This is a genomic window from Clostridium sp. NSJ-49 (genome assembly GCF_014287725.1).
Lineage (GTDB): Bacteria > Bacillota > Clostridia > Clostridiales > Clostridiaceae > Clostridium > Clostridium disporicum_B.
Genome location: NZ_JACOOP010000020.1, coordinates 40,131 through 59,604 on the forward strand (window position 1 = coordinate 40,131; position 19,474 = coordinate 59,604).

Genomic DNA, 19,474 nt, shown 5'->3' on the forward strand with positions numbered 1-19,474 from the left:
TAGCTCTAAAGCTCATCTAAAAATTCTACCCCTGTAATCTTATACGTATCTCTAAGCTTTATATAACCTTCTTTAAATTCATTTTCTGCTTCTTCTGTTAAATTTTCAAAAGGTCTACGACAATAGCCTGCATTTATTCCTCTCCATCTTAATACAGCTTTCATACCTGCATAAAAAGATGGTAATTTAAGTGAATACATAATTATCTCAACAGCTTGACGTTGTAAAAGCTGTGCTCTTTCAATATTATTTTCTTTTATAGAATTATATATATTTATAAATAACTCTGGCATTATATTGTAAAAAGACCCTATTATCCCATCAGCACCTGCTAATAACCCCGACATAGACATTTCATCACAACCAGAATAAACTAGGAAATCATCCCCTATCTCATCTTTTATTTGAGTTATTTCATAGTGGCTTAGTGCTGTATATTTAATACCTTTAACATTTTCAATTTGCGCTAAACGTTTTATTGCATTCATACCTAAAAGTCCTACTAATGGTACATTGTAAACTATCATTGGTAAACTACATGAATTAGCTATATCTTCATAATATTTTACTATTTGATTTTCATTAAATTTCCAATAAAACGGAGGAACGCTTGATATTCCAGTTGCTCCTACTTCTTCTGCATGTTTAGCTAAGTCTATTGAAAGCTTTGTACCAATTGCACCTACATGAACTACAACAGGTACTCTTCCCTTTGTTTCATCGATAACAATTTCTACAACTCTTTTTCTCTCTTCACTACTCATTGTGAAACCTTCACCTGTAGAGCCTGTTAAATATAAACCATCAACACCTTTTCCTATCAGATATGAAACTAATTGTCTCATACCTAATTCATCAATATTTTCATCTTTATCAAATACAGTTAAAACTGCTGGTATTACGCCTTTAAAATCCTTAATATCAAACTTATTCATTATAAGCAATCTCCTTAAATTGATTTTTAACCAAATCTTATATTCTAGATCAATTTCTATTTTTAAAACATTTAGAATTTCTACTATAAACTTTTTTCTCTACTTATCCTTTTACAGCACCAACTGTAATACCTTGTGTAAATGATTTTTGGCATATTAAGAATATTATTATCATTGGAATTGATGCTATTGCTGCACCAGCCATCATCAAACCATAATTTGTAGTAAACTCAGCCTGCATCAACGCTATACCTAAAGGAAGCGTTTGCATATCTGTACTTCTTATTAAAATTAATTGCATAAAATAATCATTCCATGAAGTTATGAAAGTAAATATGGCAAGCGCTCCAATTCCAGGTTTAACTATAGGAATTACTACATTCCTAAATGTTCCTAATTGAGTACATCCATCTATTCTTGAGGCTTCTATAAGCTCTGAAGGAATTGTTTCACTAAATTGTTTCATAAGAAAAATACCAAATGGCCATCCTACTGCTGGAAGAATTAATCCTCTATACGTATTAATCAAATCCAACTTTGTCAGTAAATTAAATAATGGTACCATAATTACTTGCTTAGGTAGAGCCATAGCTGCAATTAAAGCCCAGAATATAAGATGTCTTCCTGGAAATCTCTTTTTAGCTAAAACATATCCCGCTAGTGTTGATGTCACACAGACTAACACTGTAGTAGAAATAGCTATAAAAAAGCTGTTAAATGTCCATCTCACTAATGGCTGCTTTGCTAATGAAATCCAATTCTTAAGCGTAAAATCTGCTGGAAACCACTGTGGCGGTACTGCAATAGTAGCAGCTTGATCTTTAAATGAACCTGTTATTATCCAATAAAATGGGAAAATAAATATAATAGTTAACATGCATAATATTATAAATGATGCAATATTCCCTGGAGTCCACTTAGTTCTTGTATCATAAAGCTCTTCGGTTTTCTTTTTTTTCTTTTTATTCATTAACATATAAAATCCTCCTAATAATCAATTCCTGATCCTAAGAATTTGTATTGTATAATTGATATTAAAATTACTATAACTGCTAGAACCATTCCCATTGAAGATGCCAAACCAAATTGACCTAATGTAAATGATTTTTCATATACTTGATACATAATTGTTGTTGTTGAATAGTTTGGTCCTCCAGCTGTTAATAACTGGATTAATGAGAAACATTGGAATGAGTTAATTGTTGTAATAATAAATATATATAGACTTGTTGGCTTTAACATTGGCCAAGTAATATTCCAAAAGACTTGTCTTGAATTGGCTCCATCTATCTCCGCTGCCTCTAAGTAATCTTTTGGGATATTACCTAAAGAAGCCATATAAAGAACTATAGGTTGTCCAACAGATAAGGTTACAAGAATAATAAGAATTGCCCATTTTGCTATAGTAGGATTAGAAAGCCATAACTGTGGAGTTCCTCCGAATTGTTCGATTATATAATTTAATATTCCATAATTAGGATGTAAAATCCATCCCCATACAACTGTAATACTAACTACTGAAGCTATAGCTGGAAGATAAAACACTGATCTAAAAAATGACCTCATTTTAGAAGACCTCTTGTATACTGTAGTAGCAACAAAAAGTGAGAATATTAAAACACATGGTACATTTCCTAATACTAAAACTAATGTATTTACTAATGATTTCTTAAAAACTGGGTCATTAAATATCTTTATATAATTTCCAAGCCCAATCCATTCTTTTTTTCTTAATGTGTAATTCATAAAACTCATTATTATTCCTTCTCCCATAGGAATAACGACAAATATTACGAAAAAAGCCAAAGCTGGTAGCAAAAATATGTACGCTGCTATCCATTCCTTCACTGCCAATTTATTAAACTTATTATATTTTATCTTTACTTTCTCTTTATTTGTAGAAGTATTAATATCCATTTAATAAATCCCCCCTTATATTTTAGGAAGGGGTTATACCCCTTCCCTTTTCTCAACTAATTAATTATTATTTAATGTACTATTTGCATTTTCATTTAATTTATCTAATGCTTCTTGTATTGGTGTTTGTTTTAATGTTATTTCTTGAAGTGATGGGAACCAGAATGTTCTCATTTCTGCGAAACCTGGTACTGTATTATAGTAAGGTGCTAAGTATTTTCCAAATGCTTCAGCAGCCTTCATCTCTTCATCATCATATAAATCCTTTACAGAATCTCTAACTGAGAAAGTTCCTGTAGCTTTTATATTTTTAACTTGCCACTCTTCATCGTTACAAGCAAAATCAATAAATCTCTTAGAAGCTTCTATTTTAGCATCATCTTGATTATCAAATACGCAATAACCACCAATTAAGAATTCTAATCCTAACTCTCCTTCAGGTGAAGGTATTGGTAATAATACATCTTCAAAATCACCAAGCTTTGACTCTGCATTATTAGCCTTTAAACCTGTTGAATAAAGAATTGTAAATGCTGATTTACCTTGAACAAATGAATCAATAGCATCACTTGAAGTTAATCCTTCAGATCCAGCTCCTATTAATCCTTCATCAATACACTTATTTACCCACTCTAAAGCTTCAACCATTTCAGGTGAATTTAAAGTATATTCACTTAAATCATCATTAAAAATGCTTCCTCCAAAAATATTAGCAAGGAAAGCTCTTGTACCTTGGTCACCAGCAGTACTCTTACTAAAGAATGAAACTGGAATTATATCTGGATTAGCTTCTTTTATACCTCTAAGCGCAGCTTCAAATTCTTCAATTGTCCAAAGTCTATCTTCTTTCTCTAATGGAAGTAAATCTAATAAACCTGCTTCTTCAAACATTGTCTTATTTGCAGCCATTACAAAAGCTGTTGTATTAAATGGATACATATAGTATGTATCATCAACTCTACATCCTTGTAAAATTTCTTCTGATACATCACCATTAAGCGCCTTAATCATATCATCTACGTCAGCTAAAACATCTTGTCTTCCGTAATCGATTATTCTTCCTGGTGCATCATAAAGTATATCTGGTGCTGAATTTGATGCAATTGCTGCTGTTATTTTTTCTCCTCCCCCATTGAAAGATATCATTTCCAAATTTACTTTAACGTCTGGATTTTTAGCTTCGAAATCTGATATTATTTGTTTTTCATATTTTCCAACCTCATCATCGATAGTTGCAAAATTAGGGAATGCCCACCAAGTTATCTCTGTGATATCTGTTACCTCAGTAGTAGCCTCAGTGCTATTACTTGAATCATTTGATTCTTCTCCAGTTGACGAATTACTTGAACTACATCCTGCTAAAGAAGTAATAGTTAAAGTTGCAGCTAAACATAAAGATGTTAATAGCTTTAATTTTTTCATAATAAATTCTCCCCTCTACACTTAAATATATATATTAATGTTTTATTAATATCCAACTTAAACTCATAAGTTTTATTCCTACTAACATACTTCTATAAATAGTCGCGTGAACATTTTCACGCGAACATTTTATTCATGCAACTTTCCACTAATAAACTTCTATTATTACTTCATTTAACTTATAGTTTTATAAATTTTCTTTTACAATTATTTTAAATTCGTTTTCATTTTTAATTTTCTCTGGTTTAACTCCTCTATATATACACTCAAACATCATATTTATCGCAGTATGACTCATTTCAAAGTAATCTGGTGTTATAGAAGCCTTAACCTTATCTTCTTTAATAAATTTCTTTATCTTATCTGATAATCCAATTGTCACTATCTTTAACTCATACTCCTCTTTTTCAAAGATATATTCAATCATACTTTCTAAAAATCTACTAGCATAAACTGCTCTAATATCTTTAGTTAAATATTTATTTATAACCTCTGGAATATTATTTTCTAAATCACTTATAAAAATAGGACCAATAATATCATTCTTTCTTTCTTCTAATAATTTCTGATATACGCCCTCAAAACTATCTTTAGCTGAAATCATGTCATCATCTGTTTCAATCAATAGAACCTTATCACCTTTTTCTAAGGAATTTAATAATAGATTTCCTAGTATTCTACCTAACTTGTTATAATTTGAATAAATACTTATTGTTCCCCTATCTAAAGGCAAATCTAAAGCTATAAAACTAATATCAGGATTATCAATTTTTATTTTTTTTATCTTTTCCTTCAAAAGAGGAGTAATTATTATTCCATCTACTTGCTTTTGCCTTATTACTTTTTTTACTCTTTCTACCTGCTCCTCTGGAAAATCTATATGAGTCTCAACAATAAATAAATTAAGTTTATACATACTCATATCTTTATATGCTGCTCTTAATCCCCTTTTAATAGTTTCTGTATAATAATTATTCCGTCCTTTAATAATAAATGCATAAATATTCTTTTCATTTTTTAAAGCAAGGCTTGTACTAATAGGATTCTTAACATATCCAAGTTCTTCACATAAATCTAGTATTCTTTTCTTAGTTTCCGGTTTAATGTTTCCTTTTCCATTTAATGCTCTTGCTACAGTTGTTCTTGATACATTTAAAATTCTTGCTATATCTTCTTGTTTTACCATTCATGACTCATCCCTTTTATATGTCTATAGATTAATTCTAATAGGTAAATGTTTACAATTCAATCCTCTAACACTAACTTTAACTCATCAAATTAAGCTATTTTCAGTTATTATTCACCAAATTTTTATAACTTATCTCATAAAACATCATTGTTTGTTTTAAGTTCATATAGTTTTTGAATCACTCTCTTACTTATTACAATATTTTATACTACTCTCCTACAAACAAGTTTTTGTTGATTTTAGTATAGTAATTCAAACTTTATACCCAATAATTATTCCCCTTATATTTCCTATAAAATTGTATTAATTTTAATATAATTTAATTTACTTAATTAAATAGACATGTTAAAATATCAAAGTCGGTATTCTTTTAAGAAACTGAACTAAGCAAAATGTTATTTTTTTGCCGAATTATATCCATTATGGAGTAAGAACGGAGGAGTCAAAATGTTAAAAACAAGCGGGATGGGAAGATCTCAAACAAAGATAAGAAAGTTAGTTATTATCGCTATGCTTTCTTCTATTTCTATTTTTCTAGGAGTGTCTGGTCTTGGATTTATAAGATTGCCAGCATTCAGCCTAACTATTATGCATTTACCTGTAATTATTGGTGCAATTTTAGAAGGTCCAATAGTTGGAGCTTCTGTAGGTTTAATGTTTGGTTTATTTTCAATGTATCAAGCTCTTACAGCACCAAATGTCACATCATTTTTATTTCTAAATCCATTAATAGCTTTAGTACCAAGAATTTTAATCGGATTAGTAGCCTACTACGTTTATAAATTCTTAGTAAAAACTTTAAAAAAGCCTAAAATTTCTATTGGTATTTCTGCTATTTTAGCAACTTTTACCAACACTGTAGGAGTACTTGGATTAACTTATATTCTATATTTAGAAGAGTATGCAAAAGCAATTAACATTTCACCAAATGTGGTGGGAGCTACATTATTTGGAGTTGCTACTTCAAACGGTCTATTAGAGGCTATTGCTTCTGCATTAATCGCAGTACCTGTTGTAATGGGTGTGTTAAAAATTAAAAGACAATAAAAAGTTATATATGAAATATATATTTCTAATTTAATATAAAACTTAAATACAAAACAAAAAGTTCCTCTAGTTAATATTTTGTTAATCATAGAGGAACTTTTTATATAAATAAAACACCATATTAATTTGTACTATATATCCTATAAATGAATTATATAATAAACCTTATTTAAACTCCTTTTTAATCTCTTCTATAAACATTTTTGTTGCTGTTGAAAAAATTTGATTCTTTTTCCATACCAAAACTGAGCCTGTTTCTAATCTTGGATAAAAGCTTTTAAAACAAATATTACTTCTATCACTTACAAGACTTTCTAAACATATAGCATATCCAATATTCGATTCTACAATGGCTATGGCATTATTAATTAAATTGAATGTAGCTATAATGTTACCACTTTCGAAATCATTTCCAAACCAATTAGCCAATTCATTTTGAATAGATATTCTTTTAGAACATACAATTGATTTATTCTTTAAATCTCTTGGCGTAATGTATTCCTTACTAGAAAGAGGATCATCTTTTCTCATAGCAACTCCCCAATTATCTTTTTCCTTTAATCTTACAAACTCATACTTACCAATATCTACAGGTTCAGTTAATAATCCAATATCAATTAACCCTTTATCAATTTTCTCTTTAATATCATCAGCATTTCCACTATGCAAATCATATTTAACTTGAGGATATTCTTTATTAAAGCTTTTAATAATTCTTGCTAACTCCTTCATTCCACTTGTTTCACCAGCTCCAATAAATATTTCTCCTGAAAGAAAATTCTTCTGATTTAAGAACTCTTTTTCAGTCCTATTTGCTAAATCAACAATCTCTTCTGCTCTACTTCGTAATAACATCCCTGCTTCAGTTAACGTTATAGCCTTTTTACCACGCACGAATAATTGAACACCTAGCTCTTCCTCTAGTTGCATCAACTGCCTACTTAAAGTTGGTTGGGTTATATGTAAAATATTAGCAGCATTTGTTATACTATCTTCACTTGCAACAGTTAAAAAATATCTAAGAACTCTTAGTTCCATCATCGTAATCCCCTTTATATCTTTTCCATTTATCTAAATTAAACTTATATCATATTTCTTAATTATATAATAACTAAAATAATCTTCCATGTCTAATACTTATAATTAATGATTATATATGCCTAAAAAACATTTATGCTATGTATATTTATAAAAAAAGAACAAAGTCTAGCAAATTTATTGTTAGTCTTTGTCCTTTTTATTTTTATGATAAATTATATACCCCTAATCTTTCCATTTCCAATCTTCACCTTTTGCTCCAATTTCAAAATGGCACTTTACAATCCCTAAATCCAACTTAGTATAAAAACCCATACCAGCCTTTGCCGTTACTGTATTTCCCTCTAATGTAAAATGAAATTTTTGTTGGTTCATAGCAGTAGGAGCAAGCAATGCGGCCTCCATTCCTTTCTTAAACCACTCTGGCATTTCTCTATCTACTGTACAAAGCGATTCTATAGATTTATTTTTATGTGGTACTCCTTCACTTTCGCCATATCCTAAAGATATTACGCAACTAAGTTTTTCCCCTTTTTCTATATTATATTTAGCTTTCCCTTTGCTATAAGTCATAGCAACCCAACATGTAGAAAGTCCTAACTGAGTAGCTTTTAATACAATTTTTTCTCCCCAGTATCCACATTTCTCCTCAAAGTCTTTTCCTTTTTTCCCAACTATAGCTATATAGTTATTTACATTTTTGAATGAACCATAATGTGCCATAAAGCTATTAAATGCATTTGGTTCATTTAAGCATAGCTGAATATTCATCCCACTTTCTTTATTGCATTCATCAATATATAATTTAAGTTCCTTTGCTACATTAGTATCAATTTTTTCTGAAGTATAGCTACGTACTGAATGTCTTTTTTTCATTGCTTCAAAAATTTCCATAATATCAATCTCCTCAACTTTCTATTTAAATGTATTTATCCAAATCATTACTCATCAACCTGTCTTTTATCAATCGGTTCAAATTCTTTTACCACATCATAAATATGATTAACTAAAGATGATACTTTTTCCCATTGTCTTTTATTTGCATCCATATAATAATAATTTTTTGTTCCTTCTCTACGCATATTAATAATCCCTGATTCTTTTAATATTTTTAAATGATGTGATACTGCTGGTCTTGATAAATGTGTTTTCTTTGTGATTTCTCCTACACGAATACCATTGCAATCACTTTCTAAAAGAGCAATGATAATAGCTTGCCTTGTATCATCCCCGATAGCTAAAAGAACTTTTTTACACTCTTTAAATTCTCTTGTTATAATATTTAAGCTTTTTTGAAATTTACACTCTTTCATAAAACATCTCCTATAGCTCAATTATCTGCGGTTTTATATCTGGATCATGATTTGCTAAAACATTTATACAACCTTCTTTGTATGGCATATCTCTAACCCACTGAAGTGTCTTTATCATTTTATTTTTATCTGATTTTTAATTATGATAACTCTCTTCAATTCTTTATAATATTTTTCTATTAGTTCAATCTTTTAAACCATTGTATCACAATTATTGTTTTATAGTTCAATGGTAAAGAAAATCAAGACCATAGATTTGGTTGATTAAAGTTCTATAAATGTCTACTACTGTCAATATCATTTATGCCTATGCTCTTACTTATAAAACCCTATATAAGTTGTTTAATTTAAATATTATGTATATAATATAATCTACTTAATAAAAATATCATTAAAATATAGTTTAAGGAGATAAGTACAATGAATAATGGACAAGAAAGATTTTTTAACTTTATAATGGAAAGAGTATCATCAGAAAATCAAGAGAAAGCAAAAGAATTATTAAGTGAAAGCTTTGCTAAGCAGAATGATGGGTCTTTTAATAAAGAGTATATGATGAGCTTTATTCCAAGAATGTTAGAATTAATAAAACCAGAATTTATAGATGAAGTAAAAAATATAATGTCTAACCATAAAGCATAAATTATACTCATCCTAGTTATAAATATTAAATAAGTTATAGTGATGTCTTCACCTTATTTAAACATAAATATGCCTTCCATAGATATAATAATTCTATGGAAGGCATTTCTTTGTATTAGTGTACCTAAAATAACTATTTATTATTTTGCGCCATAACACCAACTAATTTATGAGGAATGTATGGCTCTTCTAAGTATTCTATTTCCTCTTCTGTTAATCTTATAGGAATAGCTTTTACTGCATCTTCAATATGAGAGATTTTTGTTGCTCCAACTACAGGTGCTGAAGTCTTTGATAGTAACCACCCTAAAGCTACTTGAATTCTTGTCATACCTCTTTTTTCAGCTATTTCAGCAACACGCTCAACGATAATTCTATCTTGATTAGCCGTTAAATCATATTTACTTTTAGCAAATGAATCTTCTTCTAAACGCTTTGTAGTTTCTGACCAATCTCTAACTAATCTACCTGAAGCTAGAGGACTATATGGAGTCATCGCTATATTCCCATCTTTACAGCAAGGAACCATTTCACGCTCTTCTTCTCTAAATAATAAATTATAATGATTTTGAATAGAAATAAATTTACTCCATCCATTTTTCTCCGCAATAGAATTTGCCTTTTCTAATTGCCATGCAAAACAGTTAGAGATACCAATATAACGTATTTTACCTTGTTCTATTTGCTCATTTAATGCTTCCATAGTTTCTTCTATAGGTGCAGTATAATCCCACATATGACAAATATATAAATCAATATAATCTGTTTCAAGATTACTTAGACTTTGATTTAACATGTTATTAATATGTTCTTTAACAGTAACATTACTATCTATTTCCTTTTGAGTTCTTGGAAGAAATTTTGTAGCTATTACAACATCTTCACGTTTAGTTAGCTTTTTTAAAGCTCGTCCAAGGTACTTTTCGCTTGTACCATTTTGATAAGCTATAGCAGTATCAAAGAAATTAATTCCTTCATCCAGAGCCTTTTTTATAATCTCTGTAGATTTTTCTTCATCTAATGTCCAAGAATGAATTCCCTTATTTGAATCTCCAAAACTCATACACCCAAGACAGATTCGTGACACATTTAAGTCCGAATTACCTAATTTAATATATTCCATAATATCCTCCCAAAGTTATATCTTCACTACTACTTTTTTCTTATCATTCAAAGTTATAGCTTACTTTTTCATATTAATTTTATTATTTATCGAAACAGATGTCTAATGCTTATAAGTTATCTATAACTATGCCTAAATTTAATTTTGTTTCAGGAATTCTTTGAATAACTTCTACAAAGGTAAATTTCCCATCTTCATATTCATATTTAAATATTGCACAGTTAGAAAAAGCATTTCTAGGTAAATTACTTGGATCATAGCAATGTTCTAAAAATCTAAGGCATGCACCTGCATGAGAAACTGCCAAAACAATCTTATGATCTTCTTTCTCCATAATTTCATGACAAGTCTTCACAACTCTTTCTCTACACATATCTCTTGATTCGCCACCATATTTAGTAAAAAAAGTTTCAAATGTCTCCCTATCAGGATTTAAATCTTCACTTTCTCCTTCAAAAGTTCCAAAGTTCATTTCTTTTAATCCTTTTAAACGTGTATATGGCATACTATTATCTGTTACAATTTCTAATGTATCTGAACATCTTTCTGCTGTTGAACAATATAGATGATCTAGTTCTATCTCCTTAAAATACTCACCAGCTGCCTTTGCTTGTTCAATTCCAAAGTCAGTTAATGGTGAATCACACCATCCTTGAATCTTTCTTCTTAAATTAAATAATGTTTGTCCATGTCTCATCATATAAAATACTTTTTTCATCTTTCCGTTTCCCCCTTTACGTTTATATTTTATTACTTGGAGTTAACTCTAAGTCAATGATTTTTTAGTTAATAAAAAAACACCTTATAGCCTTCACTATAAAGTGTTTTTAATAATTTATATATTAGAATCCAAATGGTATTCCGAATGCAAAGAATCCTAATAATAAGATTGTCCAACCTACTAAGAAGCTTACTGAGTAAGGCATCATTAATCTAATCATATCACCAATTGTATATTCTGGCTTGTACTTTCTCATGAATACTAAGATAATACCAGCATAAGACATTAATGGTGTTATTATATTAGTTGATGAGTCAGCAACTCTGTAAGCAGCAGCAACTACTTCTGGTGTCATGTTTGAGTTTACTTGGTATAACATTGGTAAGAATATTGGTCCAAGTAACATCCATTTTGAAGTTAATCCACCAACGAATAAGTTGATGATTGCTGTTATTATAATAAATCCAATTATTAAAAGTATTGGAGCATTTTGTAAGTTCATTGCCTTAAGTAGGTTACCACCTAAGTAAGTAATATAAGTTCCAAGTCCACTCTTTGTTAATAAAGCTAGGAAGTTATATGAGAAGAATGTTAAAACAAGTACTGATCCCATTGATCCCATTTGCTTAGACATACCTCTAACTACATCGTTAGCATTCTTAAATTTACCAACCTTCGCACCATAGAAAACACCTGGTAAGAAGAATAAGAATGTAATGATTAATATTATGTTATCCATAAATGGAGTTACTTTTGAACCATCTTCTGCAATAAATGTCTTTAAAGGTCCGAAGTATAATCCTACAACACATAATACAGCTATTAAGAAACCTAAACCTGCAAATTTAAGAGCTTTATTTTCTTCTTTTTTAACTGTAAAGTCATCTAAATTCATATCTTCTGGAATTATGTAGCTTTCTTTTTCAAGTCTTGGCTTAACTATTTTTATAGTAACGAAAGCACCAATAGCAGCAAGTAAGAATGTTGAAGCAACTACGAAGTAATAGTGCATTGTAGCTGGATTTAAAGCTTGTCCAGCAGCATTAACGAAAGGAACACCTTGTCCTTCTGCAAATATCTTAGCATTGTTACCAATGATTATATCAATTGGTGTAGCTGGTATTAAGTTAGCACTGAACCCAGCTGAAACCCCTGCGAATGCAGCAGCCATACCTATAAGTGGGTTTTTCTTTAACCCTGCATATAATAAACCTGCTAGTGGTATTAATATAACATAACCAGCATCTGTAGCTATACTACTCATGATTCCTAAGAAAACTAAAACTATAGGAAGCATTTTATCTGAAACTTTTAATCCTACTTTTTTAATTAATGTAGATAATAGTCCTGATTCTTCTGCAAGACCAACTCCTAGCATAACTACTAGTATTGTACCTAATACTCCTCCACCGTATGCTAACCAGTTGTTAAGTAAAGCATTTGAGAAAATCCATTGAACATTTTCAGGCTCTAACATGTTTAAAATTGTATTGGTAGTATAACTACCATCCCCAGCCATAGTTTCAAACGTTTTTCCACCTAATAAGAAAGATACAGCTAATACAACAACATAAAAAATTGCGAATATTATTACTGGATCCGGTATCTTTTTACCAATTTTTTCAATGAATGAAACTTTTTTCGGTTCTTCTGTCTTTAATATTTCTTCTTTTCTTTGTTCCATTTTTTATCCCCCTTGTTATTTTTTATAAAATTATTGCGAATATGTTATTATATTACTATATGATTAACAATTTATCAACACTTTTATTAAATTTTCTACAAATTTATTTATTTTTCTTGCAATATACTAATAAAATCAATATTGTAAACAATATAATTCAATTGATTTATCAAATTTCATTTTATGTTTTATTATATTTATACTCAATAGCACATAATAATAACAAATATTTATTCCTAAATATAATTACTTAACAAAATAACAAAAGTACCTATTATAACAATAGATACTTTCAAAATATTATTCTATTTTATTAATAATTTAATAATTAAATTAACACTTTATTATTAACAATTTTCTTAAAAAGCTTCTTCAAATTTAATTCATTAATGTAACAATAATATTATTAACATCAAAAACATTGTTAGTTTCAAAAACCTCTGCTAATGTTTCTATGTTTTCTTCTAGATGTTCAATATCTTTAGAATAAGTATGGGCTATATCTACTAGGTCTTCTTCTGAAAGTTTTCCACCCTCTTCAATCCATCTAATTAAATATAATTCTTTTATCATAATATAACTTACTATTGCAGTTTTTATTTTTGCTGATACATCATAATCAAAAACAGCTTTCATAAAATATCTAAACACAAAATACACCAATATATTTTCAAACTTAAATATTTTATCATTAAAATATTTATTAAACTCTCTATGCTTTCTTAAATAAATATCTTCATCTTCTTCACTTTGCCAGAAATATCTTAAAGCATTCTCTAATCCTAATGGATCATTTGGATTTATATGTTTTAAATCTTTAAACACTTTAAATATTTCATTTATATTATTATACTTAAGACTCTCTTTACCTTTATATAATTCTAAATCATTAACTATACTTTCTACAAATTTATTATCTGAATATTTTTCTATTACTTCCTTTATCCCTTGAATATTATTTAAATCTATTTTCTCTTGTATTTCACTTGTAAACTTAAGAGCTATTGATATTCTTTTATTTAAATCAATATCTCTATTTTGTAAAATCTTAAAAACTATATTTCTACTTTGCATAAGATTTATATATAGCATAGCATTGATATCATTATATCCTGTAACTTCTTCATCATTTTCTGTAAGAGTAAAAGTTACTTTTTTATCACTTCTTAAAATAATTCTGCAAGCCTCAGGACATGATAAAGATAAACATACTTCTCTTAAACTTCCAAACTCCTCCATAACTCTTGGATATTGTCTACAAGTATAACAAAGACTATCCTCTCCAAGATTAGTATATATATCACACATTTTATTTTCCGTTAGGAATGGACAATTATCACCTTTTAATACAAATATATTTTCGCTTACTTCAGTTACTATTTCACTTCTTAACCTTTCACCAAATTCACCTTCTACACTCATATAATGGTTATAGCTTTCTTCATCAATAACTATTCCCCATCCTGCGCAACAAGTGTCTTCACATTCTGACGCTATACATTTAAAATCATTAAAGTAATCTGGAACTCTTATTTTCATTTGTTTACCTCACATTATTTTAAAATTCATTTTCACTATCAATTATTTATGGTAGCACCATCTATTTATTTTATCAACATCTACTATAAAATCATTTATTAAATGTAATACACCAAATTAATTTAATTAAATAAAATAAATATTGTGATAGATTTTAAGGAGATATTTATGGCAATTGGAAAATTACAATTTCAATTATTTTTTGGTCAAGAAGCATATCCAGTAAAAAATGCAAAAATTTTAATTATTGATTCTATTTCTGGCATTCCAGTTTTCGAAGGTTTACTTTCAGTTGATGATAGTGGTAAAAGCGAAATAATAGATTTGTATACATTGGATAAAGAACTTTCAGTGAAGCCTAATCCAAATGTGATACCATATACAACTTATGATGCGTATATAGTAAGTGATACATTTAGAAATGTTTTAATAAAAAACATTGAGATTTTTGCTGATGTTACTTCAATTCAACCAGTATCAATGCTTCCAAAAGGCAAATCAATAAATGAATTTGATATAGTAGATATACCACCTCATGGTTTAGTAAAAGAAAATGAATTTCCTGATTCCGAGGAAAATTCTAATATTTCTTCTAAAGTTTCTGATACTAATAACGACTCTACTTCTTTTTTGCTAAAAAAACCTGTTATTCCTGCTAATATTACTGTACATTTAGGAACACCATCATCAAATGCTTCTAATGTAACTGTTCCATTTACTAGTTACATTAAAAATGTTGCTTCAAGCGAAATATATCCAACTTGGCCTGAAAATGCAATACGTTCAAATATATATGCTCAAATATCCTTTACACTAAATCGTATATATACTGAATGGTACAGGAGTCGAGGTTATAACTTTGATATTACTAATTCTACAGCTTATGATCATTATTTTGTTAATGGTCGAGATATCTTTGATAATATTAGCAAAATTGTAGATGATATTTTTGATGATTATATAAGTAGAACGGATTTTTTAGAACCTCTTCTTGCACAATATTGTAACGGTACTACTGTAACCTGTAATGGACTTTCACAATGGGGAACTGTTTCTTTAGCTAACTCTGGATATTATCCTTTTAAAATATTAACTTACTATTATGGTAATAATATTGAACTTAGAAATGCTCCTGTAGTAGATGCAGTTGATGGTTCTTATCCTGGAACAGCTTTAAAACTTGGAAGTAGTGGTAACTCTGTAAAGACTATACAAACACAATTAAATAGAATTGCAAAGAATTATCCTGCTATCCCTATATCACCTACTGATGGATATTTTAATGATACAACTGAGAAAGCAGTGAAGACATTCCAAAAAATTTTCAATTTGACACAAGACGGTATCGTAGGCAAAGGTACCTGGTATAAAATCTCTCAAATTTATGTAGGTGTAAAAAACCTTGCAGAATTAGATTCAGAAGGTGAAAAACTACCTATCGAACCTACTCCTCCATCTTATATACTGAAGATTGGTTCTAAAGGTGATGGAGTTAAAATTCTTCAATACTTCCTAAACTCTATTGGTTTATTTTACGATACTATCCCACCACTTAAAATTGATGGTATTTTTGGTAATGGTACAAAAAATGCTGTTGAAGCTTTTCAAAAAACATTTGGCTTAGATATTGATGGAATAGTAGGAAAAGCTACTTGGAGAAAGCTTTATGAAATTTACAAAACAGTCGAACCATATTTAATCCCTACTACTCCTACTCCTTATCCTGGATACGTAATTGGAGAAGGTGCTAGAGGAGAAAATGTTAAAACAATTCAAACTTGGATATCTACAATCTCCAAAACTTATCCCTCTATTCCTTCCGTAAGTGTAGACGGAATATTTGGACCTCTAACTACAGCTGCAGTTATAGCTTTTCAAAGTCAATTTTCACTTATTCCAGATGGATTAGTTGGTCCTCTTACTTGGGAAAAACTAGATTCAGTATATTCAAGTATAAACAAATAGCAATAGGTGATTATTCTTTTTAAACTAATAACTAAAAGTAAAATAATAAAATTAATAATTATATTTCTATTCAATTTATAGACTGTTATAAAATAAAAGTGGCTATTAATTAATAATAGCCACTTAATACATAGAATTTATTACATCAATATACATTACTTTTTTTACTTGTATAATAAAAAAAAGACCTATCAATTATAAAATTCATAGGTCTTTTTTGGAGGCGCCACCCAGATTTGAACTGGGGAATAAAGGTTTTGCAGACCTCTGCCTTACCACTTGGCTATAGCGCCATGTCGATTACACTAACATTATACTATATAAATCTAAATTTGTTAATAGTTTTTTTTATGTTTTTTATAATTATTAATCAACTTACTTAAGTTAACAGTTAATAGTATGGAGTTACTGAGTGAGAAACTGCATAGCAGTTTAATCCTCACCTCTTAACTTTTAATTCTTTATTTCTAACTATAATAATTCTTTTCTAAATTTCTTCATAATGAACTTTTGTAAAATCAATATCTTTTTCTTCATAAGATGGTCTATTTTCACCAGGATATCCTATAGAAATAATGCAACAAATCCCATATTTATTTGGTATATTTAAAAGTTTTCTTACATAATCTTCAGAACTTAAATTATTATCATAATTTCTTTCTCTAACTTGTGACCAACAAGATCCAAGTCCAAGACTATGAGCCTCTAATTGCATAAAAGTAGCTGCTATAGATGCATCCTCTATCCAAACATCTGATGTAATTTCTTTATTTGCCATAACGACTATAGCAAGTGGTGCATCTGCTAGCCAAAGGCTTCCTCCTGGCTTAGATGTAGACAACTTTTCTAACTTCTCTTTATCTTTTATAATTAGAAACTCCCACGGCTTTCTCCCTTTAGATGATGGTGATAAAAGACCAGCCTTAAGAATACTTTCAAGCTTTTCTTTTTCTATTTCTCTGTCTTCATATTTTCTTATACTTCTTCTTGTCTTTAATAACTCAATCATTAATTCACCTCATAAACAGATTAATACTAAATTCTTTTTATATTATTATACAATTATAGTTTTAAATTAAAAATATTTTTATATTATATAAGACTATTTTTATATTTCAAAATAATATAATCTTTTTTTAATAATAACAAATCCAAGCTACTCTCTTAAAATAGCTTGGATTTAAAAATTTAACCTAATCATAAACCTCTTATTATTCCATATATTAAACGCTACTTATTTACTTGTGTTTTAATAAAAGCTTTATTTTCAAATACTGCTCCAATTATCATTATTACTACAAAAACTATTAAATATGCAACTACTGCCATCCTATGCGCAAAGCATGCTGCAATCATCATAAAGATGCATCCACATATAGATAATATTGGCATAACAAATCTCTTAAAGGCAGCTAATTCTGTTTCTTTTTTTATCATCATAATAAATATAGGAATATACATAGCATAAATAGTTACTATTGGTAATTCTGAAGAATCAAAACTCAAGAACCCAAACCATGAATCTGTTAGATTAGCTCCATAGAAGAATAATAACCATATTCCACAGAATAATAATCCAATTACAGATGAATTCGTAGGCATATTTGTAATATTATCTACTTGTTTAAACACATCTTGCTTTGGCCCACGACCTCTAACTGCTATAGAATAAAGTCCTCTAGTACATCCAAGCATCAATCCATTTAATGTACCTAAACAAGAAATAATAACAAAAACAAATATCAAAGACCCACCTATACTTGAAAATACAGTTTCAAAAGCAAGTTTTGCCCCTGCTTCTCCCCCTGCCATCATTGTTTCATTACTTACTGCACCTGCTAGTCCAATATAATATAAAATATAAACTAACATAATTGCAAAAGTTCCTCCTATAAGTGCTCTAGGTAGATTTTTCTTAGCGTCTTTTAATTCTGCATTGATACTTGTTGCAATTATCCATCCTTCATATGCAAAGGCTGTAGCAACAACAGCTGTAAATAATCCACTAAATGTATCAACTTTTTCTACTACAATTGTAAAATTTGCTACAGTCATACCACTAGTAATTCCCACAATAGTTCCTACTACTGCCATTAATAATAATGGTATAAGTTTTATAATAGTTGTGCTTACTTGAAATTTACCTGCTAATACTGGTGATAACGAATTCATTGCAAATGCACCAATCAAATATAAACACGCAATCGTCATGCATTCTCCACCAGTAATTGAAAATCCAAATAAAACGCAAGTATATCTAGCTGAAACCCATGCTAAAACTGACGTTAATGTTGGATAATAAATAACTGCCATAAACCATCCAACATAATATCCGTATGTTTTTCCTATAGCTGCTTCTGCATAATCTACAACTCCATTTACATACTCATACTTAGTTGCCATTACAGCAAAAGTATAAGCACAAGCAATCATAATTATTCCACCAATAATCCATGCTATAATACCTAGTAAGAGATTTCCTCCTGTCGCTGTCAAAACCTTTTCAGCTTTAAAAAACACGCCACTTCCTATAACAATACCTATTACCATTGCTATAGCTGTTAATAACCCGTACTTTTTATCTAACTTATTGCTCATAACTCACCTTTCCCTTTTTATTTATATAAATTTTTTATATCCCAATCTATATCATAATATTAGAATAACAATTAAATAATTCTATATTTTTTCATTTTCCCCTCTTTTTTTTGCATATTTATTCCTTTTTAAATATAAAAATAAAAAGGGGCTGTCTCTGAAATGATTTTTAAAATCATTTCAGTAGACGGTCTTTTTATTTTTTATTCATATATTTATATGAAATTATTTCTAAATGAACAAGTTTTTTGACACGACAAATAGGAGGTTATAAACCTCCTATTCTCTGTAAAAATATACCTTTACGCTATTTTCTTTTCATGCAATAATATACCATTTCT

The 19,474-nt window shown here is 29.0% G+C and carries 17 protein-coding genes and 1 tRNA gene; 3 read left to right on the forward strand and 15 right to left on the reverse strand.

What is annotated here, in order from left to right; translation table 11 throughout:
• Positions 1-5: 5 nt before the first annotated feature.
• The 5 genes from H8S10_RS08880 to H8S10_RS08900 all read right to left on the reverse strand — a co-directional run bounded on the left by H8S10_RS08880 (position 6) and on the right by H8S10_RS08900 (position 5,460).
• Positions 6-935, reverse strand: a complete 930-nt coding sequence (locus tag H8S10_RS08880) for a dihydrodipicolinate synthase family protein (RefSeq protein WP_186838615.1) — start codon at positions 933-935, stop codon at positions 6-8.
• Positions 936-1,038: 103 nt separating this feature from the next.
• Complete coding sequence (locus H8S10_RS08885) at positions 1,039-1,911, reverse strand: carbohydrate ABC transporter permease (RefSeq protein ID WP_186838616.1); 873 nt, start codon at positions 1,909-1,911, stop codon at positions 1,039-1,041.
• Between the two features lie 11 nt (positions 1,912-1,922).
• Complete coding sequence (locus tag H8S10_RS08890; RefSeq protein ID WP_055263521.1) at positions 1,923-2,852, reverse strand: sugar ABC transporter permease; 930 nt, start codon at positions 2,850-2,852, stop codon at positions 1,923-1,925.
• Positions 2,853-2,912: 60 nt separating this feature from the next.
• Positions 2,913-4,274 carry a sugar ABC transporter substrate-binding protein gene (locus H8S10_RS08895; RefSeq protein WP_186838617.1) on the reverse strand — a complete coding sequence of 454 codons (1,362 nt, stop codon included), beginning with the start codon at positions 4,272-4,274 and terminating at the stop codon, positions 2,913-2,915.
• 187 nt (positions 4,275-4,461) lie between these two features.
• The gene (locus H8S10_RS08900) at positions 4,462-5,460 is read right to left on the reverse strand and encodes a LacI family DNA-binding transcriptional regulator (protein ID WP_186838618.1); all 999 of its coding nucleotides are present in this window, start codon (positions 5,458-5,460) and stop codon (positions 4,462-4,464) included.
• Positions 5,461-5,910: 450 nt separating this feature from the next.
• On the opposite strand from H8S10_RS08900, the gene H8S10_RS08905 reads away from it, so the two are divergent.
• The gene (locus H8S10_RS08905) at positions 5,911-6,510 is read left to right on the forward strand and encodes an ECF transporter S component (RefSeq protein WP_186838619.1); all 600 of its coding nucleotides are present in this window, start codon (positions 5,911-5,913) and stop codon (positions 6,508-6,510) included.
• 165 nt (positions 6,511-6,675) lie between these two features.
• On the opposite strand, the gene H8S10_RS08910 is transcribed toward H8S10_RS08905, so the two are convergent.
• The 3 genes from H8S10_RS08910 to H8S10_RS08920 form a co-directional block, all read right to left on the reverse strand.
• Positions 6,676-7,548, reverse strand: coding sequence for a LysR family transcriptional regulator (locus tag H8S10_RS08910; RefSeq protein WP_186838630.1), 873 nt, complete (start codon positions 7,546-7,548; stop codon positions 6,676-6,678).
• Between the two features lie 225 nt (positions 7,549-7,773).
• Positions 7,774-8,442 (reverse strand): nitroreductase family protein, encoded by a 669-nt coding sequence (locus H8S10_RS08915; protein ID WP_186838620.1) that lies wholly within the window; start codon positions 8,440-8,442, stop codon positions 7,774-7,776.
• A gap of 47 nt (positions 8,443-8,489) precedes the next feature.
• A complete protein-coding gene (locus H8S10_RS08920) occupies positions 8,490-8,861 on the reverse strand; it encodes a metalloregulator ArsR/SmtB family transcription factor (RefSeq protein ID WP_055263511.1) in 372 nt (123 codons plus the stop codon).
• A 420-nt stretch (positions 8,862-9,281) separates the two neighbouring features.
• Here H8S10_RS08920 and H8S10_RS08925 point away from each other — a divergent pair, with 420 nt between their 5' ends.
• A complete protein-coding gene (locus tag H8S10_RS08925; RefSeq protein WP_055263509.1) occupies positions 9,282-9,503 on the forward strand; it encodes a hypothetical protein in 222 nt (73 codons plus the stop codon).
• A gap of 133 nt (positions 9,504-9,636) precedes the next feature.
• Here H8S10_RS08925 and H8S10_RS08930 read toward each other — a convergent pair whose 3' ends face one another.
• The 4 genes from H8S10_RS08930 to fliB form a co-directional block, all read right to left on the reverse strand.
• Positions 9,637-10,626, reverse strand: a complete 990-nt coding sequence (locus H8S10_RS08930) for an aldo/keto reductase (RefSeq protein WP_186838621.1) — start codon at positions 10,624-10,626, stop codon at positions 9,637-9,639.
• A gap of 109 nt (positions 10,627-10,735) precedes the next feature.
• On the reverse strand, positions 10,736-11,344 hold the full coding sequence (locus H8S10_RS08935) for a histidine phosphatase family protein (RefSeq protein ID WP_186838622.1): 609 nt from the start codon (positions 11,342-11,344) through the stop codon (positions 10,736-10,738).
• Between the two features lie 124 nt (positions 11,345-11,468).
• Entirely contained in the window at positions 11,469-13,031 is a 1,563-nt protein-coding gene (locus tag H8S10_RS08940) for an AbgT family transporter (protein ID WP_186838623.1), read from the reverse strand.
• Positions 13,032-13,409: 378 nt separating this feature from the next.
• Positions 13,410-14,570, reverse strand: a complete 1,161-nt coding sequence (fliB, locus tag H8S10_RS08945) for a flagellin lysine-N-methylase (protein WP_186838624.1) — start codon at positions 14,568-14,570, stop codon at positions 13,410-13,412.
• A 168-nt stretch (positions 14,571-14,738) separates the two neighbouring features.
• Here fliB and H8S10_RS08950 point away from each other — a divergent pair, with 168 nt between their 5' ends.
• A complete protein-coding gene (locus H8S10_RS08950; protein ID WP_186838625.1) occupies positions 14,739-16,535 on the forward strand; it encodes a peptidoglycan-binding protein in 1,797 nt (598 codons plus the stop codon).
• A 218-nt stretch (positions 16,536-16,753) separates the two neighbouring features.
• Here the strand turns inward: H8S10_RS08950 and H8S10_RS08955 are convergent.
• The 3 genes from H8S10_RS08955 to H8S10_RS08965 all read right to left on the reverse strand — a co-directional run bounded on the left by H8S10_RS08955 (position 16,754) and on the right by H8S10_RS08965 (position 19,133).
• Positions 16,754-16,828, reverse strand: a tRNA-Cys gene (locus tag H8S10_RS08955).
• A gap of 194 nt (positions 16,829-17,022) precedes the next feature.
• Complete coding sequence (locus H8S10_RS08960; protein WP_186838626.1) at positions 17,023-17,544, reverse strand: nitroreductase family protein; 522 nt, start codon at positions 17,542-17,544, stop codon at positions 17,023-17,025.
• Positions 17,545-17,765: 221 nt separating this feature from the next.
• Positions 17,766-19,133, reverse strand: coding sequence for an APC family permease (locus H8S10_RS08965; protein ID WP_186838627.1), 1,368 nt, complete (start codon positions 19,131-19,133; stop codon positions 17,766-17,768).
• Positions 19,134-19,474 lie beyond the last annotated feature (341 nt).

Coding starts and splice junctions, on each gene's coding strand:
- H8S10_RS08915 (WP_186838620.1), bottom strand. CDS start 8,442: ATGGAAATTTTTGAAGCAATGAAAAAAAGACATTCAGTACGTAGCTAT.
- H8S10_RS08935 (WP_186838622.1), bottom strand. CDS start 11,344: ATGAAAAAAGTATTTTATATGATGAGACATGGACAAACATTATTTAAT.
- H8S10_RS08925 (WP_055263509.1), top strand. CDS start 9,282: ATGAATAATGGACAAGAAAGATTTTTTAACTTTATAATGGAAAGAGTA.
- H8S10_RS08920 (WP_055263511.1), bottom strand. CDS start 8,861: ATGAAAGAGTGTAAATTTCAAAAAAGCTTAAATATTATAACAAGAGAA.
- H8S10_RS08900 (WP_186838618.1), bottom strand. CDS start 5,460: ATGGTAAAACAAGAAGATATAGCAAGAATTTTAAATGTATCAAGAACA.
- H8S10_RS08910 (WP_186838630.1), bottom strand. CDS start 7,548: ATGGAACTAAGAGTTCTTAGATATTTTTTAACTGTTGCAAGTGAAGAT.
- H8S10_RS08885 (WP_186838616.1), bottom strand. CDS start 1,911: ATGTTAATGAATAAAAAGAAAAAAAAGAAAACCGAAGAGCTTTATGAT.
- H8S10_RS08960 (WP_186838626.1), bottom strand. CDS start 17,544: ATGATTGAGTTATTAAAGACAAGAAGAAGTATAAGAAAATATGAAGAC.
- H8S10_RS08950 (WP_186838625.1), top strand. CDS start 14,739: ATGGCAATTGGAAAATTACAATTTCAATTATTTTTTGGTCAAGAAGCA.
- H8S10_RS08880 (WP_186838615.1), bottom strand. CDS start 935: ATGAATAAGTTTGATATTAAGGATTTTAAAGGCGTAATACCAGCAGTT.
- H8S10_RS08930 (WP_186838621.1), bottom strand. CDS start 10,626: ATGGAATATATTAAATTAGGTAATTCGGACTTAAATGTGTCACGAATC.
- H8S10_RS08940 (WP_186838623.1), bottom strand. CDS start 13,031: ATGGAACAAAGAAAAGAAGAAATATTAAAGACAGAAGAACCGAAAAAA.
- H8S10_RS08895 (WP_186838617.1), bottom strand. CDS start 4,274: ATGAAAAAATTAAAGCTATTAACATCTTTATGTTTAGCTGCAACTTTA.
- H8S10_RS08965 (WP_186838627.1), bottom strand. CDS start 19,133: ATGAGCAATAAGTTAGATAAAAAGTACGGGTTATTAACAGCTATAGCA.
- H8S10_RS08905 (WP_186838619.1), top strand. CDS start 5,911: ATGTTAAAAACAAGCGGGATGGGAAGATCTCAAACAAAGATAAGAAAG.
- H8S10_RS08890 (WP_055263521.1), bottom strand. CDS start 2,852: ATGGATATTAATACTTCTACAAATAAAGAGAAAGTAAAGATAAAATAT.
- fliB (WP_186838624.1), bottom strand. CDS start 14,570: ATGAAAATAAGAGTTCCAGATTACTTTAATGATTTTAAATGTATAGCG.